The 25,101-nt window shown below is 54.3% G+C and carries 24 protein-coding genes; 12 read left to right on the top strand and 12 right to left on the bottom strand.

What is annotated here, in order from left to right; translation table 11 throughout:
* Window positions 1-526 precede the first annotated feature (526 nt).
* The 8 genes from TH2_RS10545 to TH2_RS10510 all read right to left on the bottom strand — a co-directional run bounded on the left by TH2_RS10545 (window position 527) and on the right by TH2_RS10510 (window position 8,572).
* Entirely contained in the window at window positions 527-1,879 is a 1,353-nt protein-coding gene (locus tag TH2_RS10545) for a flagellin N-terminal helical domain-containing protein (RefSeq protein ID WP_008890412.1), read from the bottom strand.
* Window positions 1,880-1,989: 110 nt separating this feature from the next.
* Window positions 1,990-2,460, bottom strand: a complete 471-nt coding sequence (gene fliW, locus TH2_RS10540) for a flagellar assembly protein FliW (RefSeq protein ID WP_008890411.1) — start codon at window positions 2,458-2,460, stop codon at window positions 1,990-1,992.
* Window positions 2,461-2,559: 99 nt separating this feature from the next.
* On the bottom strand, window positions 2,560-3,792 hold the full coding sequence (locus tag TH2_RS10535; RefSeq protein WP_008890410.1) for a flagellin N-terminal helical domain-containing protein: 1,233 nt from the start codon (window positions 3,790-3,792) through the stop codon (window positions 2,560-2,562).
* Between the two features lie 27 nt (window positions 3,793-3,819).
* Complete coding sequence (gene flgK / locus TH2_RS10530; protein ID WP_008890409.1) at window positions 3,820-6,231, bottom strand: flagellar hook-associated protein FlgK; 2,412 nt, start codon at window positions 6,229-6,231, stop codon at window positions 3,820-3,822.
* A 17-nt stretch (window positions 6,232-6,248) separates the two neighbouring features.
* On the bottom strand, window positions 6,249-6,710 hold the full coding sequence (locus tag TH2_RS10525) for a hypothetical protein (RefSeq protein ID WP_157194018.1): 462 nt from the start codon (window positions 6,708-6,710) through the stop codon (window positions 6,249-6,251).
* Between the two features lie 2 nt (window positions 6,711-6,712).
* Window positions 6,713-7,060: a rod-binding protein gene (locus TH2_RS10520; RefSeq protein ID WP_008890407.1), complete on the bottom strand. Its 348-nt coding sequence runs from the start codon at window positions 7,058-7,060 to the stop codon at window positions 6,713-6,715.
* Window positions 7,060-8,202 (bottom strand): flagellar basal body P-ring protein FlgI, encoded by a 1,143-nt coding sequence (locus TH2_RS10515; RefSeq protein WP_008890406.1) that lies wholly within the window; start codon window positions 8,200-8,202, stop codon window positions 7,060-7,062. The genes TH2_RS10520 and TH2_RS10515 overlap by 1 nt, the downstream gene beginning before the upstream one ends.
* A 160-nt stretch (window positions 8,203-8,362) precedes the next feature.
* Window positions 8,363-8,572: a hypothetical protein gene (locus tag TH2_RS10510; RefSeq protein ID WP_008890405.1), complete on the bottom strand. Its 210-nt coding sequence runs from the start codon at window positions 8,570-8,572 to the stop codon at window positions 8,363-8,365.
* Between TH2_RS10510 and TH2_RS10505 the strand changes: the two genes are divergently transcribed.
* The gene (locus TH2_RS10505) at window positions 8,571-9,014 is read left to right on the top strand and encodes a flagellar assembly protein FliX (protein WP_008890404.1); all 444 of its coding nucleotides are present in this window, start codon (window positions 8,571-8,573) and stop codon (window positions 9,012-9,014) included. The genes TH2_RS10510 and TH2_RS10505 overlap by 2 nt on opposite strands.
* Before the next feature lie 150 nt (window positions 9,015-9,164).
* Entirely contained in the window at window positions 9,165-9,581 is a 417-nt protein-coding gene (dksA, locus tag TH2_RS10500) for an RNA polymerase-binding protein DksA (RefSeq protein ID WP_008890403.1), read from the top strand.
* A gap of 246 nt (window positions 9,582-9,827) precedes the next feature.
* On the opposite strand, the gene flgH is transcribed toward dksA, so the two are convergent.
* The 4 genes from flgH to TH2_RS10480 form a co-directional block, all read right to left on the bottom strand.
* Window positions 9,828-10,601 carry a flagellar basal body L-ring protein FlgH gene (gene flgH / locus TH2_RS10495; RefSeq protein ID WP_008890402.1) on the bottom strand — a complete coding sequence of 258 codons (774 nt, stop codon included), beginning with the start codon at window positions 10,599-10,601 and terminating at the stop codon, window positions 9,828-9,830.
* Window positions 10,602-10,706: 105 nt separating this feature from the next.
* Complete coding sequence (flgA, locus tag TH2_RS10490; RefSeq protein ID WP_008890401.1) at window positions 10,707-11,636, bottom strand: flagellar basal body P-ring formation chaperone FlgA; 930 nt, start codon at window positions 11,634-11,636, stop codon at window positions 10,707-10,709.
* Between the two features lie 186 nt (window positions 11,637-11,822).
* Window positions 11,823-12,608, bottom strand: coding sequence for a flagellar basal-body rod protein FlgG (gene flgG / locus TH2_RS10485; protein ID WP_008890400.1), 786 nt, complete (start codon window positions 12,606-12,608; stop codon window positions 11,823-11,825).
* Between the two features lie 70 nt (window positions 12,609-12,678).
* Entirely contained in the window at window positions 12,679-13,437 is a 759-nt protein-coding gene (locus TH2_RS10480; protein WP_008890399.1) for a flagellar hook-basal body complex protein, read from the bottom strand.
* A 484-nt stretch (window positions 13,438-13,921) separates the two neighbouring features.
* On the opposite strand from TH2_RS10480, the gene TH2_RS10475 reads away from it, so the two are divergent.
* The 10 genes from TH2_RS10475 to TH2_RS10430 all read left to right on the top strand — a co-directional run bounded on the left by TH2_RS10475 (window position 13,922) and on the right by TH2_RS10430 (window position 25,021).
* Window positions 13,922-14,458, top strand: coding sequence for a flagellar basal body-associated FliL family protein (locus tag TH2_RS10475; protein WP_008890398.1), 537 nt, complete (start codon window positions 13,922-13,924; stop codon window positions 14,456-14,458).
* Window positions 14,459-14,500: 42 nt separating this feature from the next.
* Window positions 14,501-15,652, top strand: coding sequence for a flagellar motor switch protein FliM (fliM, locus tag TH2_RS10470; protein WP_008890397.1), 1,152 nt, complete (start codon window positions 14,501-14,503; stop codon window positions 15,650-15,652).
* 3 nt (window positions 15,653-15,655) lie between these two features.
* Window positions 15,656-16,348 carry a DUF6468 domain-containing protein gene (locus TH2_RS10465; RefSeq protein WP_008890396.1) on the top strand — a complete coding sequence of 231 codons (693 nt, stop codon included), beginning with the start codon at window positions 15,656-15,658 and terminating at the stop codon, window positions 16,346-16,348.
* 151 nt (window positions 16,349-16,499) lie between these two features.
* Window positions 16,500-17,228 (top strand): MotE family protein, encoded by a 729-nt coding sequence (locus tag TH2_RS10460; protein ID WP_008890395.1) that lies wholly within the window; start codon window positions 16,500-16,502, stop codon window positions 17,226-17,228.
* Between the two features lie 219 nt (window positions 17,229-17,447).
* Window positions 17,448-17,834, top strand: coding sequence for a response regulator (locus TH2_RS10455; protein ID WP_008890394.1), 387 nt, complete (start codon window positions 17,448-17,450; stop codon window positions 17,832-17,834).
* 35 nt (window positions 17,835-17,869) lie between these two features.
* The gene (locus TH2_RS10450) at window positions 17,870-18,511 is read left to right on the top strand and encodes a protein phosphatase CheZ (RefSeq protein WP_040823392.1); all 642 of its coding nucleotides are present in this window, start codon (window positions 17,870-17,872) and stop codon (window positions 18,509-18,511) included.
* A 68-nt stretch (window positions 18,512-18,579) separates the two neighbouring features.
* Complete coding sequence (locus TH2_RS10445; protein ID WP_238538687.1) at window positions 18,580-19,407, top strand: hypothetical protein; 828 nt, start codon at window positions 18,580-18,582, stop codon at window positions 19,405-19,407.
* The gene (locus TH2_RS10440; RefSeq protein WP_008890391.1) at window positions 19,404-20,129 is read left to right on the top strand and encodes an OmpA/MotB family protein; all 726 of its coding nucleotides are present in this window, start codon (window positions 19,404-19,406) and stop codon (window positions 20,127-20,129) included. The genes TH2_RS10445 and TH2_RS10440 overlap by 4 nt, the downstream gene beginning before the upstream one ends.
* A 2-nt stretch (window positions 20,130-20,131) precedes the next feature.
* Window positions 20,132-23,602 carry an SPOR domain-containing protein gene (locus TH2_RS10435; protein WP_008890390.1) on the top strand — a complete coding sequence of 1,157 codons (3,471 nt, stop codon included), beginning with the start codon at window positions 20,132-20,134 and terminating at the stop codon, window positions 23,600-23,602.
* Between the two features lie 99 nt (window positions 23,603-23,701).
* On the top strand, window positions 23,702-25,021 hold the full coding sequence (locus TH2_RS10430) for a tetratricopeptide repeat protein (protein WP_008890389.1): 1,320 nt from the start codon (window positions 23,702-23,704) through the stop codon (window positions 25,019-25,021).
* Window positions 25,022-25,101: the final 80 nt, after the last annotated feature.

Genomic DNA, 25,101 nt, shown 5'->3' with positions numbered 1-25,101 from the left:
TAGTTGGAAATGATATTAAGAGCCATTTTTCATCTTCCTACGTGGAATGAAAGTCTTAGAAGACAGTTGCATGAGCTTGTTGCTCATCTTGAACAACTTAAAGTAGCCCACTCTTATACTTAAACGCTCCCTGTAGGGGGGAGTCTAGAAAAAAGTCAGGAATAGGGAATTAGTCTGAGGTAAATAGTGTGAATATGTTGGATGTCAGAGGCGACGCTTAACCGACTTCTCTTTCCATAAAATATCGTATTAACAATAGGTTAATGTGGTCGGCATGGCGATTTCTATGGGGATGAGTTCCTGCATAAGTTCGCCAAATTAAATAACCGTAGTTTGCAGCAAAAGCAAATGTCGATGCTAAGGTGCTAGGGAAAAGTAAAGCGATTCGTCAAAGGTTGCCGATCAGACGATGAGGCGTCAACCACTGCAAATGTTGACCAGAAATACCAATCACAAACAGAAACGGCGGCAATCAAAACATTGCCGCCGTTCGGAATGGTCTTAGTAAAATCGATCTTCTAAGAACTTAACCCTGAAGCAGACGGAGGAGGTTCTGAGGCATCTGGTTTGCCTGTGCTAGCATGGCGACACCCGACTGAACCAGAATCTGCTTGGAGGTGAAGTTAGTCATCTCGGCAGCAACATCGAGGTCAAGCAGGGTGGAACGTGCAGACTCAGTGTTTTCTTGCGTGGATGCAAGGTTTTGAGCTGCGAAGTCCAAACGGTTCTGATAGGTGCCGATATTGGCGCGTGCGCGTTGCAGATCGTCAATTGCCCGGCTGACGACTTCGACTGCATTCTGGGCGTTCGCCGCCGTATCAATGGCATTGTCAGTCAGGTCCGCAATCGAGTCTTGTGCACCATTCGAGCCAGAGCCGAGTGTCTCAGAATCTACGGCCGTAAACTCAATTGCCAAGCGGTCGTTTGCTGTGTTGCCCGCGCCAACTTGGAAGTCAACCGTTTGTTGCAACTGCTGACCATTGTCGGCTTCCATGGTTACAACGTTGTCGGTAGAGTCAAAGGTCGCAGCACCGTTGTTAAAGGTGGCGTCGCTACCGAAGTCCCGGCTGCCGGCGGTACCGCTTTCAACATAGCTGACAGTTGCCGAGAAGTTGGTGTTGACCGTAAAGGTCAAACCAAGTTCATCGAAGTTCAGCGTTGCGTTTTCACCAGCGCCAATTGCGGTGGTGCCACCGGACGCATAGTCGGTGACGTCAATAGATTGCGTGCGGTTAACCGTGCCATCAATGGTCGAGCTGACCGTCATGATAACCTGACCAGCAGTGCCTTCATTGATGCTGACCTGGAAGCTGTTATCGGTTACGCCACTATCGTTGGTGTCGGTTGCCCAGTAGTTATTGTCGGTAATGGCAAAGCGATCAAAGCCGGCAGCCGGAACCAAGGCAGCGCCACCACCGCCAGAGGCAAGATCATTGAAGTTCAGAGCAACGTCACCGCCATCCCCAAGCAGCTGAATGCCGTTGAAGTTGGTGGAGGATGCAATACGGTCGATTTCTTCGCGCAGCTGTACGAATTCGTCATTCAGGAAGCCGCGTTCGGTATCGGACAAGTTGCCCGAGGATGCCTGAACGGCAAGCGTCTTCATGCGCACCAGGATGTTATCGATGGTTGCCATGCCGCCATCGGCGATCTGGAGCATCGAGTTGGCCTGGTTGACGTTAACCGTTGCGGTCTTGAGGGATTCCGTTGTTGCGTTCAGACGTGCACCGATGGCCATGGATGCAGCATCATCACGTGCAGAAACAACACGGGTACCCGAGGAGAGTTTTGCAAGCGAGCGCGTCGCCATCGTGTCCGAAGCAGTCAGGTTTCGATGGGCTACGTTCGCTGCATAGTTGGAAATAATATTAAGAGCCATTTTATTCCTCCTACACGGATAAGATAGAATGGCTCAGGCCATTCAATCTTTCGGCGACATTGCCTTGGGGGACATCAAAGCAATGCGCGTGCCAATATGCTAGGCAAAAATTACAGGTCATGCTGCACAGAGTATTTTTCATTGGGCAAAATATGCTGCCAGGCGACCTGGCGCGCAGTGTCCACAAGAATGGGCGCACGCAGATTGGTCGACATCGTAATGCCCTGACCACTTGGTGCGCTCCGGATGGTGACAACCATCAGAATTGCCATGTCAGCACTTTCGATCGCGAGACTTTTCTGCGCAGTCATCAGGTCTTTGTCGGCGTAAACGCCGCTTTCCATATTATATGGTGCGACGATAAAGGACAGGCTTGCATCCGTCAGGCTTTGATAAAGCTTGAACTGATCAAGTGATGTGTTGGGGATGTTAGCCAGTCCGAAAACATGGTGTTCAGGAAAGCCAAGGAGACCGACCGGCATATAGATGCCTTTGTCCCAACTGAACTCGATGTCGCCGAAGCGTGTTTCCACGACAACGGATTCAGGTGTTTCATTCTCGGCGACGTTTTCGGTTTCCATTCCCGCAATTCTCCGACGGTCGAAAGGTTCTGTGTCGCATACTACCCTTGGTATCATGCGAACAAAACAGTTAAAGACGCAATACGATTTATATCACAATCAACGCAAATAGTTAGCCAAAGATAAATCTGCGGCGCGCGAGATGGAAATAAAACTGGCCTGCAGGGCCGTCGTATACTGACTGACTTCCGCAAGGGTCAGTGGAACGTCAACAGTTTCGATGTCGGTGATGGCTTGGGCCGCAAAAACCTTGAAATCCTGATGACGTTCTTCGAACCGTTCGACATTGGCAATATCGAGACCGATTTGCCCCTGAACATTTGGAAGTTCGTTTATTGCATCGTTGATAAAGCCTAGAGCGACAGTCAGCGCATCCTGGTTTTCTGTGCTTGCGGCAATGCCAAGGCCCTGGATCAATTTCTGGAATGCCGGGTTGTCGCCCAGAATGCCATAGGAGACATCGTATTTGTCGTCGACCCGCAGATCCATGATCTGGTGATCGCCCATATAATAATCGGCATCCGGGCGCGGATTGCCCATTTTCTCCATACCAAGTTTTGAGAGAAAATCACCGCCACCCGTTTCGGTAATGGTGATTGAGCCGTTCCCGACATTTTCAATATTCAAAAGCGTTGTGCCTTCACCGCCCAGTCCCCGCAGCGAAGCAATGGCGCGGTTGGTGGTGACGTTATTGATGGCATCCATGATGTCATCGATATCGTCGGTGGCGGCGTTGTAAGTGACGGTAGAGGTCGAGCTGTTGCCATCGACATCTGTGCTGACGATCTGGAGCGTGCCGTTAGTTGTTACGCCAAGTGAGGAAAGAAGTGCGCCGCTTGTAACTGACGTATTAAGTTTGCTGATATAGTTGTCTGGCGCTCCGATTTTCTCGATATCCACTGCCGGTTCTTCGGAACGTCCGCCGGCAAAAAGGAAGCGTCCGTCAAGGTTGGTATTGAGCAAGTTGGCAATCTGTTGCAGTGCCTGATCTGCTTCGTTACGGATATTGACGTCATCAGCCTGTTGAGCGGAGCTTGCCTGGATCAGCAAGCTCTTCATCTCGGTCGCGATGGTCAGCATGCTGTCAACGGCGGTTTCCATGCTTTGCAGGCGCAACTTACCTTGCGTTGTATTGCGCAGGTACTGTTCCGTGCGGCTATATTCGGTCTCAAGATTGAGCAGGCGTTGCGTGCTGTCGGCGATGCCTGCGTAATTGCGCGATTTGTACCCGCTGGACGCTTGGTTCTGAAGATCTGTTACACGCGCAGCATTGCGGAGTGCCAAGTCCGAAAGCAATGTGTGGTTTGTATATGTCGCAACACGAGTTACCATGACAGCCTCATTTCATAAGCATGCAGTTTAAACTGCATTGAGCAGAGCATCAAACATTTCCTCAACCGTGGTAATCACTTGGGCAGAGGCGGTGTAGGCACGCTGAAAAATCACCAGATCCGACATCTCTTCATCAAGGTTGACGCCGGCTTCGTTCTGAATGCGGGTGCTAAGGTCAACCACTAGGTTGTCCTGAAAATCATAGGAACTTTCGGCAATGCTGGCTTTTGTCGCTGCGGTTGCCACAATGCCAGCTGCATAATCGGTTAGCGATGTGCGTTCGCCCGACAGACCATCGGTTGCTCCGAAATCAATATCGGTGCGTTCAAATGCATTACTGATCGAGTTTGCAGCGCTGTTGTCGCCTTCATGGACGCCGAAAGTGATGCCAAGCCCCAGAACGGTCGTGAGTGCATCGGCGTTGGGCAGGCCATCGTCGCTGAAATAGAACGGATCGCCATCCGCATCTATGACATGGAGTTTATAACCACCCAACTGGCTGTCGAATTTGACTTCAGCAGTGATATTGTTGTCCGTCAGCGTCGCACTGTTGTTGATGGCGTCAGCGATGTCTTGTAGCGAAGTGTTGGTATCATAATCGATATCAACATCTGTAAAATTGCCACTGACAGTCAATGTATAGTTGACCGGCGGCGGTACAAGCGGGCCCAAGTTAGGAATGGCCGCGTCCGGATCGATGATTGCGGTCGAGGTATTGTAAGTGTCCGCATTCATCTGTCCGCGCACAATCCGTGAGGGGTCATTCTTGATTGCCGCGGCGACATCCATGTTGCCAGACAGGGATGGACGATCTTCGGTGAAGCCGATCTTTGACGACAACGTACCCGAATCATTGATCGTCAGGTTGGCATTATATTCAATGACCAGACGGTAGCGGTCACCATCTTCGACAATGAAGGCGGCTTCTTCGGCCGCAGCGGCGGTGAAGCCTGCACCCTGAAGTGCTGTACGGATGTTGTCGCGGATATCTTCAAGGGAGTCTGTTGCAGTGTAGTTGACTGTAATACCTGCTCCGGCGAGCGCACCCGTGCCTGCACTGATTGTAAAGGAACTTGCCGTCACACCCAGCGCATTGGTCGAACTTTGTTGCGCGGCAGAGGTCATGACATCGGATCTTTTGGTGGTCGTGACAAAGTCGTTCAAACCAAAATAGTGCGACATACCCTGCTGGCGACCATCGCTCAGCGTGATCTCACTGTCTAATTCATTAATCGCAACGCGGTTACCATCCTGGCCTTCGATAACCAGCCGATTGTCCACCAGTGATGCTGTCAGATACGATCCCGCGTCCGAGGCATTGATCGCATCAACGATGCCCTGAACCGTTGCCGGTGTTGTTGGCAGGGCAATATCAGCCCAACTGTCAGTGGCAACAAGGTCACCATTTTGATCGAGTGCGGCAACGCGAAATGCACCGGTTGCAGTTAACGGATCGCTGCCATCAACCGTGCGTGTGCCCGAAAGGTTGGCTGGCGGCGGGAACGAAGTGCCTTTGTTATGTTCTTCATTGATGGCATCGCGCAGTTGAGTAGCCAGTTCGTTGATCTGATCATTCAACGCCGGAATTTCGGAATCGCGCATTTCAAATAGGCCCTTAAGCGTGCCTGTGCGCAGCGTATCCGTGATGTCTTCGCCATCAAGTGAAACACCCGAGCCACCCGTACCCGGTTCGAAACCGGCAGTCTGTGTAAAGGAGAGCTTGTTAGGGGTGCGATCAAGAAGCGTGTTCGCGCCATTTGCTGAATATACAACGATCGAACCATCACTACGGCTGAAGGTCGTGATATCTATGATCTTTGACAGCTGATTAAGCTTCTGATCGCGCTGATCTTCAAGCTCTGTCGTTGGCTGATCAAGGTTGTTCAGGCGAATAATGCCGGTATTGAGCTCAGAAATCTGCGTGAGCAATGTGTTGGCACTATTCACCTCATCGGTGATCTGGTCATCAATGTCATCGCGCAGATCCTGAAGCTGGCTTGAGAGCCGCTCAAAAGATTCCATGACCTGAATCGCGCTTTCGATGGCTTCGACGCGCGGGGAATTCTGGTCCGGGGTAACGCCAAGCTGTTCAAACGCGTCGGCCAGATCGTTGATGCGCTGGCTGATTGCAGCATCAGACTGGGTGGTGCCAAACAGGGTCTGAACGCGCATGAAGAACTCATAACGGGCTTCTTCGCGACCGGCTTTGCCCAGTTCGCCGCGCATTTCACGTACAAGGCCCTCGTTGACGTTACGATAAATGTCAGCAACCTGGGAGCCGGCACCGACACCGTCAAGCGACAGGGTCTCCTGACCGGCGATCTTTCTGGAGTAGCCCTCGGTGTTCACGTTCGAAATGTTCGAAGACGTGATCGCAATGCGGGCCTGTGCAGTGTTAAGGCCAGAGATCGCAGTATTGAGTGCCTGAGTAAGTGACATGATCTTTGCCTTTACCCTTAGAGCGTTTCGTTGACGCTATAGGCGCCACCGGACTTATTGATCGTGCGACCATAACCGCCGAGCGACGCCTTGCTGGTGGTGGCAGAGCGGGTATAGGTCGTGCATTCTTCTTTGGATTTGTCATTGACCGCGCGGACGATGGCCTGAACCACGCGTTCGTTGGTTGCCTTGGCCGCTTGCAGCGTATTCATGTTGCGCCGCGCAGCCTGCTGGAACTCGGCCTGAAGCTCGCGCAGCTCTTCACGTTCCTCTTCGGACATGGCGCGGAGTTCGTCGCCACGGCTGCGCAGTTTCACGACCAATTGCTCGTACTGCATTGCCAGGGCAGATTTTTCCGACAGGAATTGCTCATATTCGGCAGATGTCAGGCTGCGCAGTTCACTGGATTCACGTTCCAGCAGGGACATAAGGTCATAGGTGACGCTTTTAAGTTCGGTAACCAGCTCTTGGGTGGTCATTTTCATCCCTCCTGGACTTTGAGGATTTCGCGTGTAACGGCATCTGCAATTCCGATGCCACCTGCGCGGGACATTTCTTTGGCGTATTCATCAACAAGCATGGAACGCATCATCGTTTCACCATGCCCGCCGCCAAACATTTCATTGGTTTCAAGGCCGGCAAACATGTGGCTGAGCATCTGGCCAAGGAACATCGATTCAAATTCCTCGCCAGCCTTGCGTGCCTGTGCTTCGGTCTTGATGTGCCCGTCTGTGAGTGCATCCATCCGGGCCGCGATATTGTTTTGCTTGCCGTATTGTGCGCTGGCCTGTGCCTGCGCCATCAGAGCGGCGGTGCTGTCGGTCATCATCACATCACCTCGATTTCGGCCTGAAGCGCGCCAGACGTCTTGATGGCCTGAAGGATGGTGATCATGTCGCGCGGACCAACGCCAAGGCTGTTGAGGCCATTGACCAGTTCCTGAAGGCTGACACCGCCATTCATGATGCCCAACTGATTGTCTTCGCCCTCATCGACCTCGATATTGGTGCGGTCGACAACCTCGGTTGTGCCAGTCTGAGAGAAGGGCGAGGGTTGGGAAACCTGCGGCGTTTCGGTCACACGGATCGTCAGGTTGCCCTGCGCAATCGCGACACGGTTGATCCGGACATTCTCGCCCATCACGATGGTGCCGGTGTTTTCGTCAATCACCACACGCGCGATCTGATCAGGTTCAACACGAAGCTGTTCGATATCGGTCAGAAGGGCGACAATATTCTGGTTATAGCGTTCCGGAATGTTCAGCCGCACAGTGCCCGGGTCGCTGGCGCGTGCAGCAACTTCACCCAGATAGGCATTAATTGCTTCGGAGACACGGCGTGCAGTGGTGAAGTCCGGGTTGCGCAGGACAACTGACATGTCCTGCATGGAATTCAGGTTAAAGTCAATTTCGCGTTCAACGATGCCGCCATTGGCAATACGTGCCGAGGTCGGAACGCCTTTGACGATGGTTTCAGCATTGCCACCAGCGGAAAAACCGCCAACCGCGAGATTACCCTGGGCAACGGCATAAACTTCGCCATCAGCACCGACCATCGGGGTCACAAGCAGCGTGCCGCCCTGGAGGCTTTCGGCAGTGCCAATCGCGCTGATATTGACATCAATGCGCGACCCTTGACGCGAAAACGGCGGCAGGGTTGCGGTGGCCATCACGGCCGCGATGTTATCAGACTCAAGGTCCTCGATCTGGTCGCGGACGTTGATGCCAAGGCGTTCAAGCATCGCAACCATGCTTTGGCGGGTAAATTCTGCATCGCCCAGATCATCGCCGGTACCATTCAAGCCAACCACAAGGCCATAACCCACCAGCATGTTGTCACGCACGCCTTCGAAATCGGCGATATCCTTGATGCGTGATTGTGCATGTGCAGGGGTAAGCTGCGTCAGGGCAAGCATTCCCAGCGTGAGCATTGCGAGCGCATTGCGTGCTATTTTGCCAAGACCTGTGATCATACTCTTAATTCCGCTTTTACATGGGATGCAGCGCATCCGGCAAATGAGGCGATTGATCGGGTAAACCGCGTTTGCAAACCTATTTGCGAAAACCATGCCAACTGAGGCTTTCTGCCGATGGTGACCTTGGTGACGCCAAAATCCCCTGAAAGCGACGCGTTTAAGGTGATTTTGCCTCTGTCTCGTCGCGGCCGATGCGCCAACCCGGCATTTTTTTCCCGTTGCGCGTCTGGCGCGATTGAGGGAGACTCATTTCTGCAAGTTTGGTGTTTGCCCTTTCTCCGGCCGCTTGGGCTGTATGAATGCATCCGACCATGCACTGCATATGTTCATTGAACAGATCGACAACAACTGAGCGGACACGGATCATGAAGGTTAGCGGTTCCAAGGCTGCTGGTGCGGGGGCAACCTCGCGCAAGAAATCGTCCGGCACATCTGGCGGAAGCGGTTTTGCTGACGCCATGCGTTCGCTCGACTCTTCCGGGGATGCTGGCGGTGCCGCTGGTGTTCGAAGTGCGGGGGCTGTCAGTGCCCTTGATGCCTTGCTTGCGCTCCAGCAAAGCGGGGATGCACTGGATTCGCCCAAAAAGGCCGCAATGTTGCGCGCAAAAAGCATGCTCGAGCAGCTTGAGGCTGTGCGCGACGGCTTGCTAAGTGGCCAATTATCCCCCGCACGCCTGCAGCAATTGGTCGGTTTGCTCGATCAGCAGCGCGAAATGATTGATGATCCCGAACTCTCTTCTGTTCTCGACGAGATTGATCTTCGTGCCCGGGTTGAGTTGGCGAAACTTGAAGTTTCCGGCCTGATCTGATTGTTTAATCAAAGGCATTTTCCATAGAAATATCGCAGAATTCTGCGCCTTTGAGGGGTGATTGGCATTTATTTGTTCAATCGGCTTGCACCGTTGGCGCGTGGCCTCTATATTGCCGCGCGATCGATGAGTCCTGTATAGAGGGCATACATGACTATCACTTTACCACCTGACTATCGTCCTGCTGAGGACGAAGAGTTCATGAACCCGCGTCAGCGGGAATATTTCCGCCAGAAACTTTTGACCTGGCGGGCAGAACTTCTGCATGAATCTTCAGAAACATTAGCGAACCTGCAAGATGGCGGGCTTCAGGAACCGGATCTTACCGACCGCGCGTCGGCGGAGACTGACCGGGCACTTGAACTTCGTACTCGTGACAGGGCGCGCAAGCTTATTTCAAAAATTGATGCTGCATTGCGTCGAATTGAAGACGGATCTTATGGTTACTGCGAAGAAACCGACGAGCCGATCAGCTTGAAAAGACTTGAAGCTCGTCCGATTGCGACCCTGAGCATCGAAGCCCAGGAACGCCATGAACGGATGGAGCGCACACGTCGCGACGATTGATCGCGCCGGGTGGAAAAAATACTTGGGATTTGGCTTGGCCGATCCCTGTCATGCAACGACATGACATGGTGGGAGATTACTGGTTAGGGATAACCAAAATCACAAAAGCCCGGCCTTCTGGCCGGGCTTTTCGTTTTTTTGTCGCTCTGATGCGAAAAAGGCCACCCGAAGGTGACCTTTGAACGCTTCGCCATGTGGTCAACCGGAACCAGGAAAACGGGATTGAGCCACAAGACTTTTCAAATGTTAGAACGGCAGAATGATGTCGAGAACTTCGCTGCCATAGCGTGGCTGCTGAACATCGGAAATCGTCCCGCGACCACCATATGAGATACGGGCTTCTGCAATCTTGTCGTAATTGACTTCGTTTGCGGAGCTGATGTCAGCAGCGCGAATAACACCGGCAATCTGGACTTCGCGAATTTCACTGTTCACACGAATTTCCTGGCGACCATGAATGACATAGTTGCCGTTCGGCAGAACCTGAATGACGATGGCTGCAACACGCAAATCAATGGCTTCGTTACGATCAAGAGTTCCGGCACCCCGGTTTGAGGTGTTGCTGTCGAAATCCAGCATCGAACTCGGATCAATCGCATCAGGCAGCACCTTGGCTACTTCCGCCTCGAGGCCGAACAGGTTCGGAACGGCGAGATCCTCGGAATTGGTGCGCGAGCGCACTGTCGTGTTGGCAAGGGCCGCGCGGTCTTCCATTTCAACAACCACGGTCAGGATGTCGCCAACCTGGTTTGCGCGTTGATCCTTGAAGAAGGACCGTGCGCCGGCACGCCATAGTGAGTTCGGGTTGCGTTCGGCAACCTGCGGGGCCGGCATCGGCAAACTTACCGGGCGATAGGCCTCTGACTGTGTCGGGTTATCAATGGACGACAGCTTTGGCGGTTCGCCAACTTCGGAAAGCCGTTTCATCGCGTTGCAGCCTGACAGCAATGCTGTGGCCCCGATGAGCGAACTGACAAGCGCAATGCGCCGCCATGATATCTGGGTGATTTTAGTAGGCATGAATTCCTCCTGGGTTCCTGCATTTCTTAACGCAAGTACCGTGCCAATTATCAGCTGGTATAAGAGGAAAAGCTTGCCGGGTTGTGTGGTGTTTTGGGGCGCGGATTACTGCGACAGAGCGGGCAGGGCGCGGACTTCGTTCTCGGCCACAACTTCGACCTGAATGGTCTTGTTGCTCGATTGGTTGACCACGCGAATGACATCACCAAGTGATCCGTCTTCCATTGCCTTGCCGCGTGCAGTCAGGGACATGTTGGCAGTGACCAGGCGAATAATCACAAGCGATCCGCGGCGGACCAGAATGGGGTTGCTCAGATCCCGGAACATCAAGGGTTCATTGGGATTGCTGGGCCGCATGACTTCCTTGCCAATAACATCATTGATGTCGCGAATGGCCCCGTTTGGAACGCGTTCGGACCGGAAATCACGGTATTCAACCTGGTCGGCACGGATGACGGAACCGCGAGATACTGGCTCGACCAGGACGGGAACGCTTGTTAGCGGGTAATATTTGCCGCTGATCCGATATGTCCGCTGCTGGGCCGTCTGGGCGCCGGTTGTGACGCTGGCAACAAAGCGCTGGGTGCGTGAATTGACCTCGATGGCACTGACGTCAACACTGTTGCGGGCGTCAACGGGCAGATGAATCTGGAAATTGTCACTCGAAAGATCGACCGTGAAGGGACGCTGAATACCATAGTCAACCAGGGAAATTTCGACCGCTTCACGGATTTCATCCATGGTAATCACTTGGCTGGCGCGGGTGATCAGGACCTGATCGGCTGTTGTGCGCGGACGCCATTCGACATTGTGGCGCTGGGCAATCCCGTATAGCCAGCGATAATCAAGAACGGTTTGTTTGCCCGGCTGTGGTGCATGGGCAACGGCAATATCTTGCTGTTGGGGATCAAGCCCGGAAAACAGATCACCCAAGGTCACATACTGACCTTCGACAAGGGCATCGGGTTTGAGAAAGACAGAAGAACTGCTCGGCTGATTGTTGCGAAGGTTGCTGCCTTGCGATGATTGCGCCAAAGCGCTCTCTGTCAATGAGGGCAGAGACGCAATTGCGGACAACAGTGCGAGCGCGAGGATTATGTTCTTTATCTTCATCCGCCTACTGTACCACGGAACGGTATAAATCGCGTAAATACAGTTTGCGCAAGTTCGCAGATCATGTGACCGCGACTTGCGCAAACGAAATGCTTTCAGAACCTGAAATTATCGCAGGTTGCTGACGGCGCTCATCATCTCGTCCGTGGTCGAGATCGATTTGGAGTTCATTTCATAAGCGCGCTGCGCCTTGATCAGGTTGGTGATTTCCTGAACCACGTTAACGTTCGAGGATTCAAGATATCCCTGCTGAACCGTGCCATAGCCGACATCCCCCGGGGCGCCGACATTGGCCTGACCGGATGCTTCGGTTTCAAGGAACAGGTTGTCGCCAAGCGCGTTAAGACCCGGCGGGTTGATAAAGGTCGCAAGCTGAAGCTGACCAAGGTTCTGCGGGGCAACCTGACCATCGATCTCGGCAAAAACTTCACCGTTGGAGTTGATGGTTACCGAGCGCGCATTGGCCGGAACCGTAATGCCCGGCTGAACCGCAAAGCCGTCCTTGGTCACAAGCGCACCGTTGGCATCAAGTTTAAGCGTACCATCGCGGCTATAAGCCGTTTCCCCGCTGGGCAGGTCGATCTGAAGATACCCGCGGCCCTGAATGGCAATATCAAGCTCGTTCTCGGTCATGGTCAGCGAACCCTGACCCATGTAGCGGCCGATTGCGGCGGTCTTCACACCAAGACCAACCTGAACACCGGTTGGCACGATGGTGCCGGTGTCGGAGGACGGCGAACCTGCACGGCGCAGATCCTGATACAGCAGATCCTGGAATTCAGCACGCTGGCGCTTGTAGCCGGTGGTGGTCATGTTGGCGATGTTGTGCGAGGTCACATCCACGTTGGTGGACTGAGCCTGCATGCCCAAAGCGCCGATATCAAGTGACCGCATCTGTCTTCTCCTTCGATTGCGCAGATTTCGCGCTATAATTCGATGTTATCTATCGGGTGCCACTGCCGGTTCAGGCGCGGACATCCCCGAGTTTGTTGATCATGTTGCGCATACGCTCGTTCTCGCTTTCAAGAGAACGGCTGACCGATTGATACGTGCGAAGAACGTCAATCATCTGCGTCATGGCGCTGATTGGATTGACGTTGGATTTTTCCAGCGCGCCCTGAACAATGCCGGGATTTTCGACAAGTTCGACGGCGTCTGCGTTATTTTCATCTTCCGGCGCACGATAAAGGGTGTTCCCGGTGACGATCATTTCCTGCACGTTATCGACAGTAACGACCTGAAGTTTGCCGATCTGGCCGATATCGGTGGAAATCGATCCGTCGCCCTTGATCTCGATCTGGCCGTCTGCCTCGTTAAAGAACAGAGGCTGACCGGCATCACTCAGCACGGGAAAACCGTCATTGGTGATCAGCTGGCCGCCCGGATCGAGTGAAAAGTTGCCTGAACGGGTATATTGAACACCAGTTGGCGTTTCGACGGCAAAGAACATGTCCGGCTGGCTAAGCGCCACATCAAGCGGACGATCCGTATGTTCAATGTTGCCGACAGTGGTATTTCTGTATTGCGAGATATCCTGAACCAGCGAGATTTCGCGTTCGCCACGGAACGGCGCGTCCTTGTTCTTTGCGATCCAGTCAGTGAACATCATGCGCTGCTCTTTGTAACCGGTCGTGTTCATGTTTGCCATGTTCTGCGACAGGTTGTTCATCATGCTGCGCAGCGTCTTCTGACGGGACAGTGCAATGTATGAAACGTTTTCCATGGTCGAATTTCCCTTTCAGGACTGTAACTTGACCATCAGGAATGCGATCTGCGTGCCAGTTTGATTAACCAATTGATTTAACATAATAAATTTTAAGTTCGGCATTTGTTGCCGGTCGTTTTTTGCGGTGGTTTGACTGAAAGTGCCGTTGCCGCCTGCCTTGATGGGCAAAGGATTGCCGGGTGACCGGGGAGGTCGGCAAAACATGTCCGGTTTGCAGGGTGGTAAAGGACCATCTGACAATTGCGCAACAAGCCGGATGCTCCGATCCGGCAATTTATTCCGGGATAGCCACGACAGGCTATTGCTTTGCGTGCCCGGGCTGAACATATGGCGCTGAGATGGTAATATTTGCCGCTGTGACAAATCACCAATAGACCGAAACGCAACATATTTTTAACGTGATAGCGTTATGGCTTTTAATCCGGCACAGTGTTTGCTGGATCAGGAAGATAGAACTTCAAACGCAGGAATTTGCGAAGCGATGGGTGACGACGTCGACGAAATCGAAATGGACGAGGGTGGCGGTGGCCGAAGCAAGAAGATGCTGGTCGTGGTCATTCTGCTCGTGCTGCTTTTGCTGGGCGGTGCTGCGGCGGCGTATTTCACCGGCATGCTTCAGCCGGTGATAGACATGCTGACCGGCGGCGGTGGCGAGCAGACCGAGGAAGTCATCACAGAAGATTCGATTGAAAATGACCCAGGCGTTCCGGAAAATGTCGGCTTTGTCGACTTGCCGGAAATTCTGGTCAATCTGAATACCGGTGGCGGCAAGCAGAGCTACCTTAAAATTCGTGTCAGTCTGGAAGTCGCCGACCAAGGAATGCTGCCGCAGGTCGAACAGATGATGCCGCGCATTGTTGACAACTTTCAGGTCTATCTTCGCGAACTGCGTCCAGAGGATCTTTCCGGCTCCGAAGGGATGTTCAGATTGCGCGAGGAACTTTTGATCCGGGTGAGTGCCGCAGCCAAGCCTGCGAAAATAAACGACGTTTTGTTCAAGGAAATGCTGGTACAATAATCTTGTAGCAGCCCGAGTGCCAAATTCAGGAAGCAATCGCTGATGGCTGATGAAGACGAAGATGATGATGCTCTCGCCGCTGAATGGGAAGCCATGGCAGGCGGCGATGACGAGGGTGGAGACGACGGCGGCGAGGATATGGCCGCCGAATGGGAATCCATGCTCGGCGATGATGACGGCGACGATGATGGCGGCGGCGACGATATGGCCGACGCCATGGGCGGCGGCACATCTGCGCGCGTTCTGAACCAGGACGAAATTGACAGTCTTCTGGGCTTTGATGACGGTTCGGGTGCAGGCGATCAGTCGGGTATTCAGGCAATCATCAACTCGTCGATGGTGGCCTATGAACGACTTCCGATGCTTGAAGTCGTGTTTGACCGCCTTGTGCGTATGATGTCGACATCCCTGCGTAACTTCACATCCGATAACGTCGAAGTCTCGCTTGATAACATCCTGTCGCTGCGTTTCGGTGATTACCTGAACTCGATCCCGTTGCCGGCCATGCTTGGTGTTTTCAAGGCAGAGGAATGGGATAACTACGGGCTGCTGACCGTCGATTCAGCGCTGATTTATTCCATCGTGGACGTTCTTCTGGGTGGGCGTCGCGGTACGGCGGCCATGCGTATTGAAGGTCGTCCTTACACCACGATCGAACGTAACCTTGTGGAACGTATGATCCACGTGGTTCTTGGCGACCTTTCGGCTGCGTTTGACCCGCTAAGCCCGGTGACGTTCCGCTTTGAACGCCTTGAAACCAACCCGCGTTTTGCCACCATTGCCCGTCATGCCAACGCCGCCATCGTGGCGAAGCTTCGCATTGACATGGAAGACCGTGGTGGTCGACTTGAACTTCTGATCCCTTATGCGACGCTGGAACCGGTGCGTGAACTTCTGCTTCAGATGTTCATGGGGGAAAAGTTCGGTCGTGACTCCATTTGGGAAAACCACCTCGCAAATGAGCTGTGGCAGACCCATGTTAATCTATTGGCTGTTCTTGATGAACAGATCATGGCCCTTGGCGATGTCCTCAACCTTGAAGTTGGGAACAGACTGGTTCTTAATACTGGTCCGACCTCGCCTGTCGAGGTCCGCTGCGGGGATGTGCCGTTGTTCAAGGGGTTGATGGGGCGCAAGGGTGACAGGATTGCCATTCAGGTTCGTGATCGTGCGCGCATAAACGAGGAAGACTAGCTGATGGACTTCGCGTTCTATCTGGATCTTGTGATGATCGTGCTGTTGGGGGCAACGATTGTCTATGCGATTATTCTGAACCGCAAACTGGCAGCTTTTCGGCGTAGCCGCGAAGATATGCAGAACTTCCTGACCGCGTTCAATGCCGCCAATGAGCGCGCCGAAACGTCGATCACCGCCCTTAAGGAAATGGCGGAGCAGTCTGGCGAACGGCTGCGCGAAGATATTGAAAAGGCCAGCGCGCTGAACGAAGACCTGAGCTTTATGGTCGATCGCGGTGAAAGCATTGCCAACCGTCTGGAAAAGGCTGCGCGTGACGTTAATTCCGTGCGCCGTACCGCTGGAAATGCGGCCGACGGCATCGCTGCTGGCGGTGATGGTGGAAAATCGGCCGGGGCTGGTAATGCCGGTCTTGGGCGAATGAAGGCGGCCAAAGACCGCAATGATGTAATTGACGACCGTGATCGCGTCGGTGTTGAAACCCGTGCCGAAGAACTTGCCGCCAGAATGGTCGGCGAGATCGAGCGCGGGGGAAATGGGCCGGTCGATGATGGCTATGACCGTGAAGAGCCCGCGCGTTCGGGGGGATCATATGGCAGTCGGGCGGATGTGTCCGATCCTTATGATCAGGATGAAGATGCGGGACGTTCCGAGGCAGAACGTGAATTGCTGGCGGCCTTGCGGTCGGTTCGATAAGAAGTTTCAAGCAACGAATTTGCGTTGTTGTCGGTCTTGAGATTACGAGTTTTCTATATATCTAATGGGTAGGATCCCGTTCCACTGGAACGGACAGAAATCAATCGGGAAGGAGCATGGGCACTTTGTGCCGACATGCTTGGGTGTGTGAATGTCAGGTGTGCGTATTCTGCCGTTGGTCGTTCTGGTTGGCGTGATGGTGCTTTCGATGCGGGTGGTTAACCTGTTTTCGTATGACTCCGCCAAGCCGGAAACGGCAGAGAATAAAGGTGTCAGCGTGGTGCAGATGGCCCAGGCGCAGGCACCGGCACCCGATCCTGCTGCCGAAGAGGCCGCAACGCCGGAAAATGGCGATCCGGGTCTGGATAACCCGGAAGGGCTTACCATGGAAGGTGAGCCGATTGACGGTGTCACGGGTAACCCCGACGTGCCGCCGATGCTGGGCGGCGATCCGACCCTTTTCACCCAGGAAGAAATTGACCTGTTGCAGAACCTGTCGGTCCGCCGTGTCGAGCTGGACCGCAAGGAGCAGCGCCTTGACGAACGTGAAAGCCTTATTGCCGCCGCCGAAGCGCGCATCGATGCCAAGATCGAGGAAATGAAATCCCTTAAATCGGCCATCGAAGGTCTGGTCGAAACCAAGGAAGCGCAGGAAGATGATCGCATCAAAAAGCTGATCAGCGTTTATGAAAAAATGAAGCCGAAAGATGCGGCTCGCATCTGGAACGATCTTGATATGGATATTCTTTTGCAGGTCGCACTGGGCATGCGCGAAGCCAACACCGCAGCGGTTCTGTCAGAAATGACGCCGGATCGTGCGCGCGCGCTGACGTCCGAGCTGGCCTACAAGCAGGATATCAACATGTTACCGCTTCAATAGCGGAATGCTGCAAAGGATTGACCGCACGGCCCGAATGGGAAAGAGTGGCCGTTGGGGGAGAATTTTTGAGCGAAGACAACGTGGTGGCGAATTTAATCGTGGGTTAAACATCTTGATTAACCAATATTAAATAGGTACATCACGATTATTAGGGGCCTTGTTACTATGCGGAAGTATGGTAGGCAAGGGTGGGAGATCAGATAGCTGATGGAGTTGTGAATGGCCGTCGATCCGAATATGCCGATCCTGATTGTGGATGATTACAAAACCATGTTGCGTATCATCCGTAACCTTCTGCGGCAGCTCAACTTTACGAATATTGAAGAAGCGACCGATGGTAGCATGGCGCTTCGCAAACTGCGTGAGGCTCCGTTCAGCCTCGTGATTTCCGACTGGAACATGGAGCCGATGACCGGTCTTCAGCTTCTGAAGGAAGTCCGCGCAGACGCAAAACTGAAGGATATGCCCTTCATCATGATCACCGCTGAAGCCAAGACCGAGAACGTGGTCATGGCGAAAAAGGCAGGCGTCTCCAACTATATCGTCAAACCGTTCAACGCAGAGACGTTGAAAGGCAAGATGAAGACTGTCATTGGTGATTTCTGATCAGGAGCGCGGGGCAGGTGTCCCGCGATACCGCTATGTCTAAGGCGACCAAAGACGAACTACGTCAGTTGTTGAATGATCTTCAGGCTCGCCTTGACGGTGATGACCTGAAGGTCGAACAATTGTCCGATCTGATGGATCAGTTGTCGCGCTTTATGGGCGATAAACCGACCGATGATCAGAAACGTTTGTTTGGCGAGCTCGATGAGCTTTCCGGCATCATTCGCAAGATGAAATCGGAAATCGCCTCGCTTCGTCCGGACGACATCAAGGCCGAGTATATCCCCAACGCAACCGACGAGCTTGATGCCATCGTCGATGCGACCGCCGGGGCGACGCACGAAATCCTTGATGCCATGGACACGCTTGAAGAATTCGCAAGCACCCTGCCGCCAGAACAGGCCGAAATCGTGACCAGTGCAACGATGCGCGTTTACGAAGCCTGTAACTTCCAGGATATCACCGGCCAGCGCACGACCAAGGTGATCAAGGCCCTGAAATCCATCGAAGAACGGGTTGAAGGGCTTGTGACGGCATTTGGTGATGAAATCGCCAAATATGCTGCCGCCAACCCGCGGAAGAAAAAAGAACCGGAAGGCGAAGATGCTTTGCTGAACGGTCCGCAGCTTGAAGGAAAAGGCGTAACGCAGGCCGACATCGACGCGATGTTTAACTAAGTGGCGTTATCATGGCGGAGATAGAGGACGATGGACCGACACCACCTTCCCCCCCTACAAACGGGGCAGTGGCGTTGTTTCTTGCGCTCTATCTTCTTCTGCTAGCCTTTTTCATTCTGCTCAATACCATTTCGACCTTTGAAGAGGTCAAAACCCGTGAAGTGCAGGAAAGCCTTTCCTCGGCATTTGCGGCCATTCTCCCGCCGACAACCAGTCTGCAGACCGTGACCTCCATCGAGGGGCCAACAGTATCAGCACAGGAAACACAGGACAAGCTGGGCCATCTTTTCGAGACAGCCATCAAAGTGGTCCGGGTTGAAGTCATTCAGCCGGGCAAGCTGATGGAGGTCATCATGCATGTCGATCAGCTGTTTGATACCAATTCCATTCTGGTCCGCGAAAGACAGGCCGATTTCATGCGCCAGCTTGCCGAAGTGCTGGCTGATGACGATGGTTATGCCTCCTACGAGATGGAAATGGTCATGGGCAGCCAGATCGAAGACAAAGGCACGATCCAGATTGAAAACAATCTTCAGATCGCCCAGGCTGGATCATTTGCTCGCGAGCTGACCGATGTTGGCGCACCCGAAGACCGTTTCTTTGTCGGGATTGATCCGGGTGCCGACCCGTTCATCGTGACATTTCGCTTTTTCTGGAATTTCGGTCCCAAGGAAGCGCCGGAACCGATCAATCGTAACGGCAATGGAAATGAAACGCCTGCCGCAACGCCGACCTCCACGACGCCGGATGCGGGCGCAAATGGCGGTGTTTCGGGCGGGCAGACGGGTGCTGTCGCGCCACAACAATTCATGATCCCGCCGGCAAATGGTGGCGCGCAGCCTTCCATTTCCCAGCCGATCCCGCTTGGACCACAAGCATCGGGAGGTGGCGGATGAGCGAAGACGCACCACGCAAGCCAGAGGTCAAGGGCCCGCCGCCCTGGATGCTTAGTCTGGCGGATCTGATTTCGCTGCTGCTGACATTCTTTGTCATGCTGTTTGCCATGTCCAAGGTCAAGATTGATCGCTGGGACGAGGTCGTTGATGCCTTGTCGCAATCGATCAAACCGTCGCCAGTTGAAGATACCGACGAGCCGATGGCGAACATGAACATTCCGCGCGTCTATCGCAAACCGGCAATGAACCTTGATTATCTCAGTGCCGTGATTGATGACGCGATTGATGACAACCCGGTCCTTGGGGATGCGCGCATGTCGCGCGAAGCCGACAAATTGGTGATTTCCCTGCCGGGTGATATTCTGTTTGTTGCCGGTAGTTCGGATATGACACCCAAGGCACAACAGGCTTTGTTCGTGCTTGGCGGGGTGTTGCGCAATATCGGTAACCGTATCGGTGTTCAGGGGCATACTGATCCAAGGCCGCTTAGCGGGCGTGGGCAATATGCATCAAACTGGGAACTTTCGCTGGCCCGTGCCGGGGCTGTTGCCAACGAGTTAAAGCAATCCGGTTACACAGATTACATAAATATTTACGGATTTGCGGCATCAAGATACGACCAGCTTCCCAAACTTTTGGATGAGGAGGCGCGATTTGCAATGGCGCGCCGGGTCGACATTGTAATCGAGCCTCACGGGGGAAGCGGGATCGGAGGCACGTAAGTATGGCGAAACTTGCCGTGCGCATCCTGCTGGCGGTTGCAATTGCGACCACCACGGCAATGGTTTTGCCTTATAGCGGAATGCGCCCTGCAATAGCCCAGGTGGCGGACCCTGTTATCATCCGCTCCGGGCTTCATAACGGGTATGGCCGAATTGTTCTGCAATGGAACGAGCCGGTCAATTACACCGCCGAGATCATCGGCGACCAGTTGGTCGTGCGGTTCGATCAGCCATTGGTGGCTTCGTTGCGCGGTGTTCTGACGCCGGTTTCACGCTATATTTCCGATGCATTCTTTGATCCCGATGGTCGCACAATCGCCTTTGTGCTGAGTGACGATTACGAAGTGCGCGCGTTTAACGTCGGCAGCAACGTCGTCCTGGATATCCTCGATAAACCCGACGCACCGGCACCCTCCGTACCAACACCCCCGGCGCGGCCCGCGCAGGATGCCCAAACCCCTGAAATAACCCCGGCGCCGACAACGCCGGTTGAAACCGTTGCCGATAACCCGGCAGAACTGGCGGAGCTTGACGTGCGGGTCGGACGCCATCCGACCTTCTATCGACTGGTGTTTGACTGGCCAAACCGCACCGATTACGTGCTTGAAGGGGCGCAAGGCGAGCAGACCATCGCGTTTGATGCGCCGGCCCGGATCAATGCCAACGATATTTCACGACGCCTGCCCGAAGGTGTGCGTGTGCGTCAGGGCGACACCAATCCGCTGGATGTCGTTGTCGAAACGACTCCTGCGCGGCAATTGCGCCATTTCCGGTCGGGCAACAAGGTCGTGGTTGATATCATGGGCGTGCAGCGCGCCCCGGCAACCACCACCGCGCAAACCCGGACGACAGACACACCAGAGGCCGGGGTGACAACCCCAGCACCACCCGCGCCGGAAACCCCGTCTGCGACTGCGCAGAATGAAGATGCGGCGCCGGACGTTCCCGATGCAGCCGCACCAACGTCCGAAGAGGGCGCGCTTGACCCCAACTCCCCCGAAGCCCTTGCCCAGGCCGCGCAGAACGCTGGCAATACCGTTCGAACCAATGGGCAGGCACCGATCGAACGGCAAAGCATTGGCGATCTTGTTGTCACCGTTGATCAGACCGCGACCGAACTTACGCTTGGTTTCCCGTTCGGTCAGCCGGGCGGGGCGGCGGTGTGGTCGCGCGCCGGGTTCTTGTGGTTGGCGTTTGATGTACGTGCCAATCTCAACCTTGATAACGTACGCCAACAGGCCGCCCAGATCATCGGCGTTGTCGAACAGATCGAAAGCCCGTACGCAACGATTGTCCGCATGACAATCCCCGAGGGCATCGGCCTTTACACCGGCCGGAGTGAAACGGGTGATTGGCGCATCACCATGCAGCAAGGCATCATGCAGCCGGTTGAAAAGCTGGGTCCGTCGATTGAATTGGATGAACAGACCCGTGCGCGCCTGATCGTGCCACTTGAGGATGTCGGGCCGATTATCCCGATTGATGATCCCGAAGTCGGCGACACTTTGCGTGTGACCACGACAACCCAGAACGGCTATGGCATCGAGGTGGCGCTGCGCTATCCGGAATTTGAAGTCCTGCCATCCGTTCAGGGCGTGGTCGTTGCCCCGATGAATGACAGCGTGCAGGTCGCCGGGCGCGATGATGGGCAGGCCGTGATTGTTACCGCCGAAGATGGCCTTAACATTTCACCGGAAGGTGCACGGTTGCTGGCCTCGGCAACCGGCGTACGCGCGCAAACAGGTGATGGTCGTGAAGGTCTTATTTTCGAGCTGGATGACTGGCGACGCGGTGGTCTGGATCAATACAATAAAACCATCCGTGGGCTGCGCCGGAAGATTGCAGAATCCGGTGACGAGCATCGCAACAAGGCGCGCCTTGATCTGGCCCAGTATTATCTGGCGAACGGATTGGGACCCGAAGCCGATGCGGTGATTTCCGCCATGGAACACGATGATCCGCTGATTGCCCAACGATTGCAGTTCCGTGCTCTTAAGGCAGCGGTCAAGTTCCTGAACCGGGAATACGAAGAGGCCGAACGCCTGCTTGAAGATGAACGCCTGCGCAAGATCCCCGAGATGCAGCTTTGGCGGGCAGTGACCCTGGCTGCGCGCGGGCGTCCGAACGAAGGTGCGCGCGACCTTCTTGAAAGTGTCCATATCCTTGATTACTACCCGCCCGAATTGCTGTCGCGTCTGGTGCCGATTGCAACCGAACAGGCGTTGATCGTCGGCAACCCAGAGGCCGGCATGGATATGATCGAAAAGATGCTGGTGACCCCGGGTCTTTCCGAAAGCAAGATCATGGATATCCAGTACCTCAAGGGTATTTTCGAAGAAGAAGCCGGCGAGCTTGAACAGGCTGTCGCGACCTGGGATCAGGTGGCAGAGGGTGAAAACCGCAAGGCGCGTGCGCATGCGATCTTTGATCGCACCGAACTTCTGATGCGGCTTGAACGCCTGACGGTCGAAGATGCGATCGAACAGCTTCAGAAGCTGCGGTTTGCATGGCGCGGTGATGCGTTCGAGATGGCGTTGCTCAAACGGATCGGTGAACTGCAGATCGAGAACAAGGATTTCCGCGAAGGGCTTAATACCCTGCGTCAGGTCGCAATCTTCTTCCCGAATATGCCGGTGGCGACCGAGGCGACCGACATGATGCACAAAACTTTCGAAAACCTGTATCTCGGCGAGGAAATCAATAATATCTCGGCGATCAAGGCGGTTGCGCTTTATGACGAGTTCCGCGAACTGACCCCGGCGGGGGACAAGGGTGACGAACTTATTCGCCGTCTTGCTGACCGCATGGTTGATGTCGAACTGTTTGAACGCGCCGAGGAACTCCTTGAACATCAGGTCGACTTCCGTCTGACCGGCGTGGAAAAGGCCCGGGTCGGAGCGCGACTGGCCTTGGTTTATCTTCTTGATAGCAAGCCAGAGGAAACCATCCGCATCATCGACGAGACCGAAGTGCCGGGTGTTTCCGATGAACTTGCCACCCAGCGTCGACATCTTCGGGCGCGTGCCCTGCTTGATACGGATCGCGGTATTGAAGCAATTGCGTCGCTTGAAGGCGACTATTCGCGCAATGCCGAATTGCTGCGGATCGATCATTATCGCAATACCCGCGATTACATGTCCGCCGCCGAGACGTTCCAGCGTCTGGTTGGTGAAGAACCGTTCGATGAAAACGGTATCTCGGATGAGCGTGGCCGATACATGCTAAATTGGGCGGTTAATCTGGCGATGGCCGGGCAGGAACGCACCCTTAACATGCTCAAGCGGCGTTATGGCGAAGTCATGGCCCAAAGCCCCTATGCCGAGGCCTTCAGCCTGATCACGTCTTCGCCGACCCAAGGGTTGATTGATTACCGGACGCTTGCCGATCGCGTCGACGAAGTAGAAGAGTTCCAAGGTTTCCTTGCAACCTATCGAGACCAGTTGGAAAAGTCGCAGCTTAGTGCTATAAATTAACGTTCAATAACTATATGGTGGCGCCTTTTTCGCCCAAAGTGGGTGTAAGCGCTATGATTCTGTTGGATTTTTTTGAGCGGTGAAGAGTGTAGTGCTGTGATGGATCGTGCACTTAAAATGGTCTATTACGATGAGGCGAATGTCGAAAAGGACATTTTCGCCCAGCTTTCGCTTGCCCAAAAGCATTATCTGGGCGACGGCATGCCGCGTGACGAGTCCGCGACCCGCCGCATCCTTGACCAAATTCACAGACAGAGCCGTGCTTTTGCGGCGGTTTGCTATGGCTATATGCGCAGCAAGGGACTCGGCGTTGCCGAGGATCTTGGCGAAGGCCAGCAATGGTACCGCGAAGCGGCCTACTGGTTTAACGAAGAAGCCGCCGCTGGTGGTCCGGTATCGGCAAACAACCTTGGTTATCTCTATGCCAAGGGGCTTGGCGTTCAGGAAAATGCCGAAACGGCGGCGCACTGGTTTGAAGAGGCGATCGAGTTCGGCTCAGTCGCAGCACTTTACAACCTTGGTGTTTGCTATCTGAACGGTTGGGGCGTGCCGCAGGACGACGAAAAGGCTGTCTCCTATTTCGAACGCGCAAGCGAACTGAATGACCCGTCTGCTGCCAGCGTTCTGGCATACCTTTATCTTGAAGGCCGCGGGGTTCGTCGCGATCCGTCGAAATCGTTCGAGTTTAACATGCGTGCTGCACGTGCTGGCAGTGTCGAGGCCGCATCGGCCCTTGGCTATGCCCTTGGTGTCGGGCTTGGCGCGGAACGCAATATCGCCGAAAGCATCAGCTGGTTTGAACTCGCCGCGAGCGAGGGTGATGCCTATGCGCAGGCGAACCTTGCGATGTATTTCTGCCATTCATCTGATTTGAAGCTGTTTGACCGCGGCTGGAAGATGTTGAGCCATGCGGTTAATCAGGGGGATGCATCTGCGAAATATCAGATGACCCAAATCCAGATTTTCGGTGTGCCGCATCGCGAACCCGATTACGCCAATGCGCTGGATCTTGCCATGGATCTGGCCGAGCTTGGCCATCCGGGCGGCTATCACCTGATCGGTGTGATGTACGAACATGGCCTTGGTGTGCCGGTTGATATGGTGCGTGCAGCGACCTGGTATGAACGTGCGGCCCGCAAGGGATCGGCAAATGGTCAGGCAGCACTTGGACGCCTTTATGCGATTGGCAGTGGCGTCGAACAGGACAATATTCTGGCCTATTACTGGCTGAAAATGTCGGCACCGACCGAAGGCAGTCAGGCGCAGCGCGAAATGGGGGCAATCCATGCCCGCATGAGCGAGGATGAACGCAAGGTGGCCGAAAAATACGTGGCGGAAAATCCCGGTCCGCGTCGCGGCAGCTTTGGCCTCAAGCCACTTGAACAGGATGTTTTCAAATCCGGCCGCCGCCAAGGCTAGGACCGGATAACCGTTGGGCGCCAAAGCCCAAGTCTAGGGAAGACCAAAAGCCGTCCTGCGCTGCAGGCGGCTTTTTTATT

Origin of the sequence: Thalassospira profundimaris WP0211, from assembly GCF_000300275.1 — a bacterium.
In the GTDB taxonomy this organism is placed as follows: domain Bacteria; phylum Pseudomonadota; class Alphaproteobacteria; order Rhodospirillales; family Thalassospiraceae; genus Thalassospira; species Thalassospira profundimaris.
Note: the sequence above shows the minus strand (reverse complement) of the source record. Positions and strands in the feature narration are given on the sequence as shown.

Coding starts and splice junctions, on each gene's coding strand:
- TH2_RS10545 (WP_008890412.1), bottom strand. CDS start 1,879: ATGGCTCTTAATATTATTTCCAACTATGCAGCGAACGTAGCCCATCGA.
- fliW (WP_008890411.1), bottom strand. CDS start 2,460: ATGGAAACCGAAAACGTCGCCGAGAATGAAACACCTGAATCCGTTGTC.
- TH2_RS10535 (WP_008890410.1), bottom strand. CDS start 3,792: ATGGTAACTCGTGTTGCGACATATACAAACCACACATTGCTTTCGGAC.
- flgK (WP_008890409.1), bottom strand. CDS start 6,231: ATGTCACTTACTCAGGCACTCAATACTGCGATCTCTGGCCTTAACACT.
- TH2_RS10525 (WP_157194018.1), bottom strand. CDS start 6,710: ATGACCACCCAAGAGCTGGTTACCGAACTTAAAAGCGTCACCTATGAC.
- TH2_RS10520 (WP_008890407.1), bottom strand. CDS start 7,060: ATGATGACCGACAGCACCGCCGCTCTGATGGCGCAGGCACAGGCCAGC.
- TH2_RS10515 (WP_008890406.1), bottom strand. CDS start 8,202: ATGATCACAGGTCTTGGCAAAATAGCACGCAATGCGCTCGCAATGCTC.
- TH2_RS10505 (WP_008890404.1), top strand. CDS start 8,571: ATGAAGGTTAGCGGTTCCAAGGCTGCTGGTGCGGGGGCAACCTCGCGC.
- TH2_RS10510 (WP_008890405.1), bottom strand. CDS start 8,572: ATGATCCGTGTCCGCTCAGTTGTTGTCGATCTGTTCAATGAACATATG.
- dksA (WP_008890403.1), top strand. CDS start 9,165: ATGACTATCACTTTACCACCTGACTATCGTCCTGCTGAGGACGAAGAG.
- flgH (WP_008890402.1), bottom strand. CDS start 10,601: ATGCCTACTAAAATCACCCAGATATCATGGCGGCGCATTGCGCTTGTC.
- flgG (WP_008890400.1), bottom strand. CDS start 12,608: ATGCGGTCACTTGATATCGGCGCTTTGGGCATGCAGGCTCAGTCCACC.
- TH2_RS10480 (WP_008890399.1), bottom strand. CDS start 13,437: ATGGAAAACGTTTCATACATTGCACTGTCCCGTCAGAAGACGCTGCGC.
- TH2_RS10475 (WP_008890398.1), top strand. CDS start 13,922: ATGGGTGACGACGTCGACGAAATCGAAATGGACGAGGGTGGCGGTGGC.
- fliM (WP_008890397.1), top strand. CDS start 14,501: ATGGCTGATGAAGACGAAGATGATGATGCTCTCGCCGCTGAATGGGAA.
- TH2_RS10465 (WP_008890396.1), top strand. CDS start 15,656: ATGGACTTCGCGTTCTATCTGGATCTTGTGATGATCGTGCTGTTGGGG.
- TH2_RS10460 (WP_008890395.1), top strand. CDS start 16,500: ATGTCAGGTGTGCGTATTCTGCCGTTGGTCGTTCTGGTTGGCGTGATG.
- TH2_RS10455 (WP_008890394.1), top strand. CDS start 17,448: ATGGCCGTCGATCCGAATATGCCGATCCTGATTGTGGATGATTACAAA.
- TH2_RS10450 (WP_040823392.1), top strand. CDS start 17,870: ATGTCTAAGGCGACCAAAGACGAACTACGTCAGTTGTTGAATGATCTT.
- TH2_RS10440 (WP_008890391.1), top strand. CDS start 19,404: ATGAGCGAAGACGCACCACGCAAGCCAGAGGTCAAGGGCCCGCCGCCC.
- TH2_RS10435 (WP_008890390.1), top strand. CDS start 20,132: ATGGCGAAACTTGCCGTGCGCATCCTGCTGGCGGTTGCAATTGCGACC.
- TH2_RS10430 (WP_008890389.1), top strand. CDS start 23,702: ATGGATCGTGCACTTAAAATGGTCTATTACGATGAGGCGAATGTCGAA.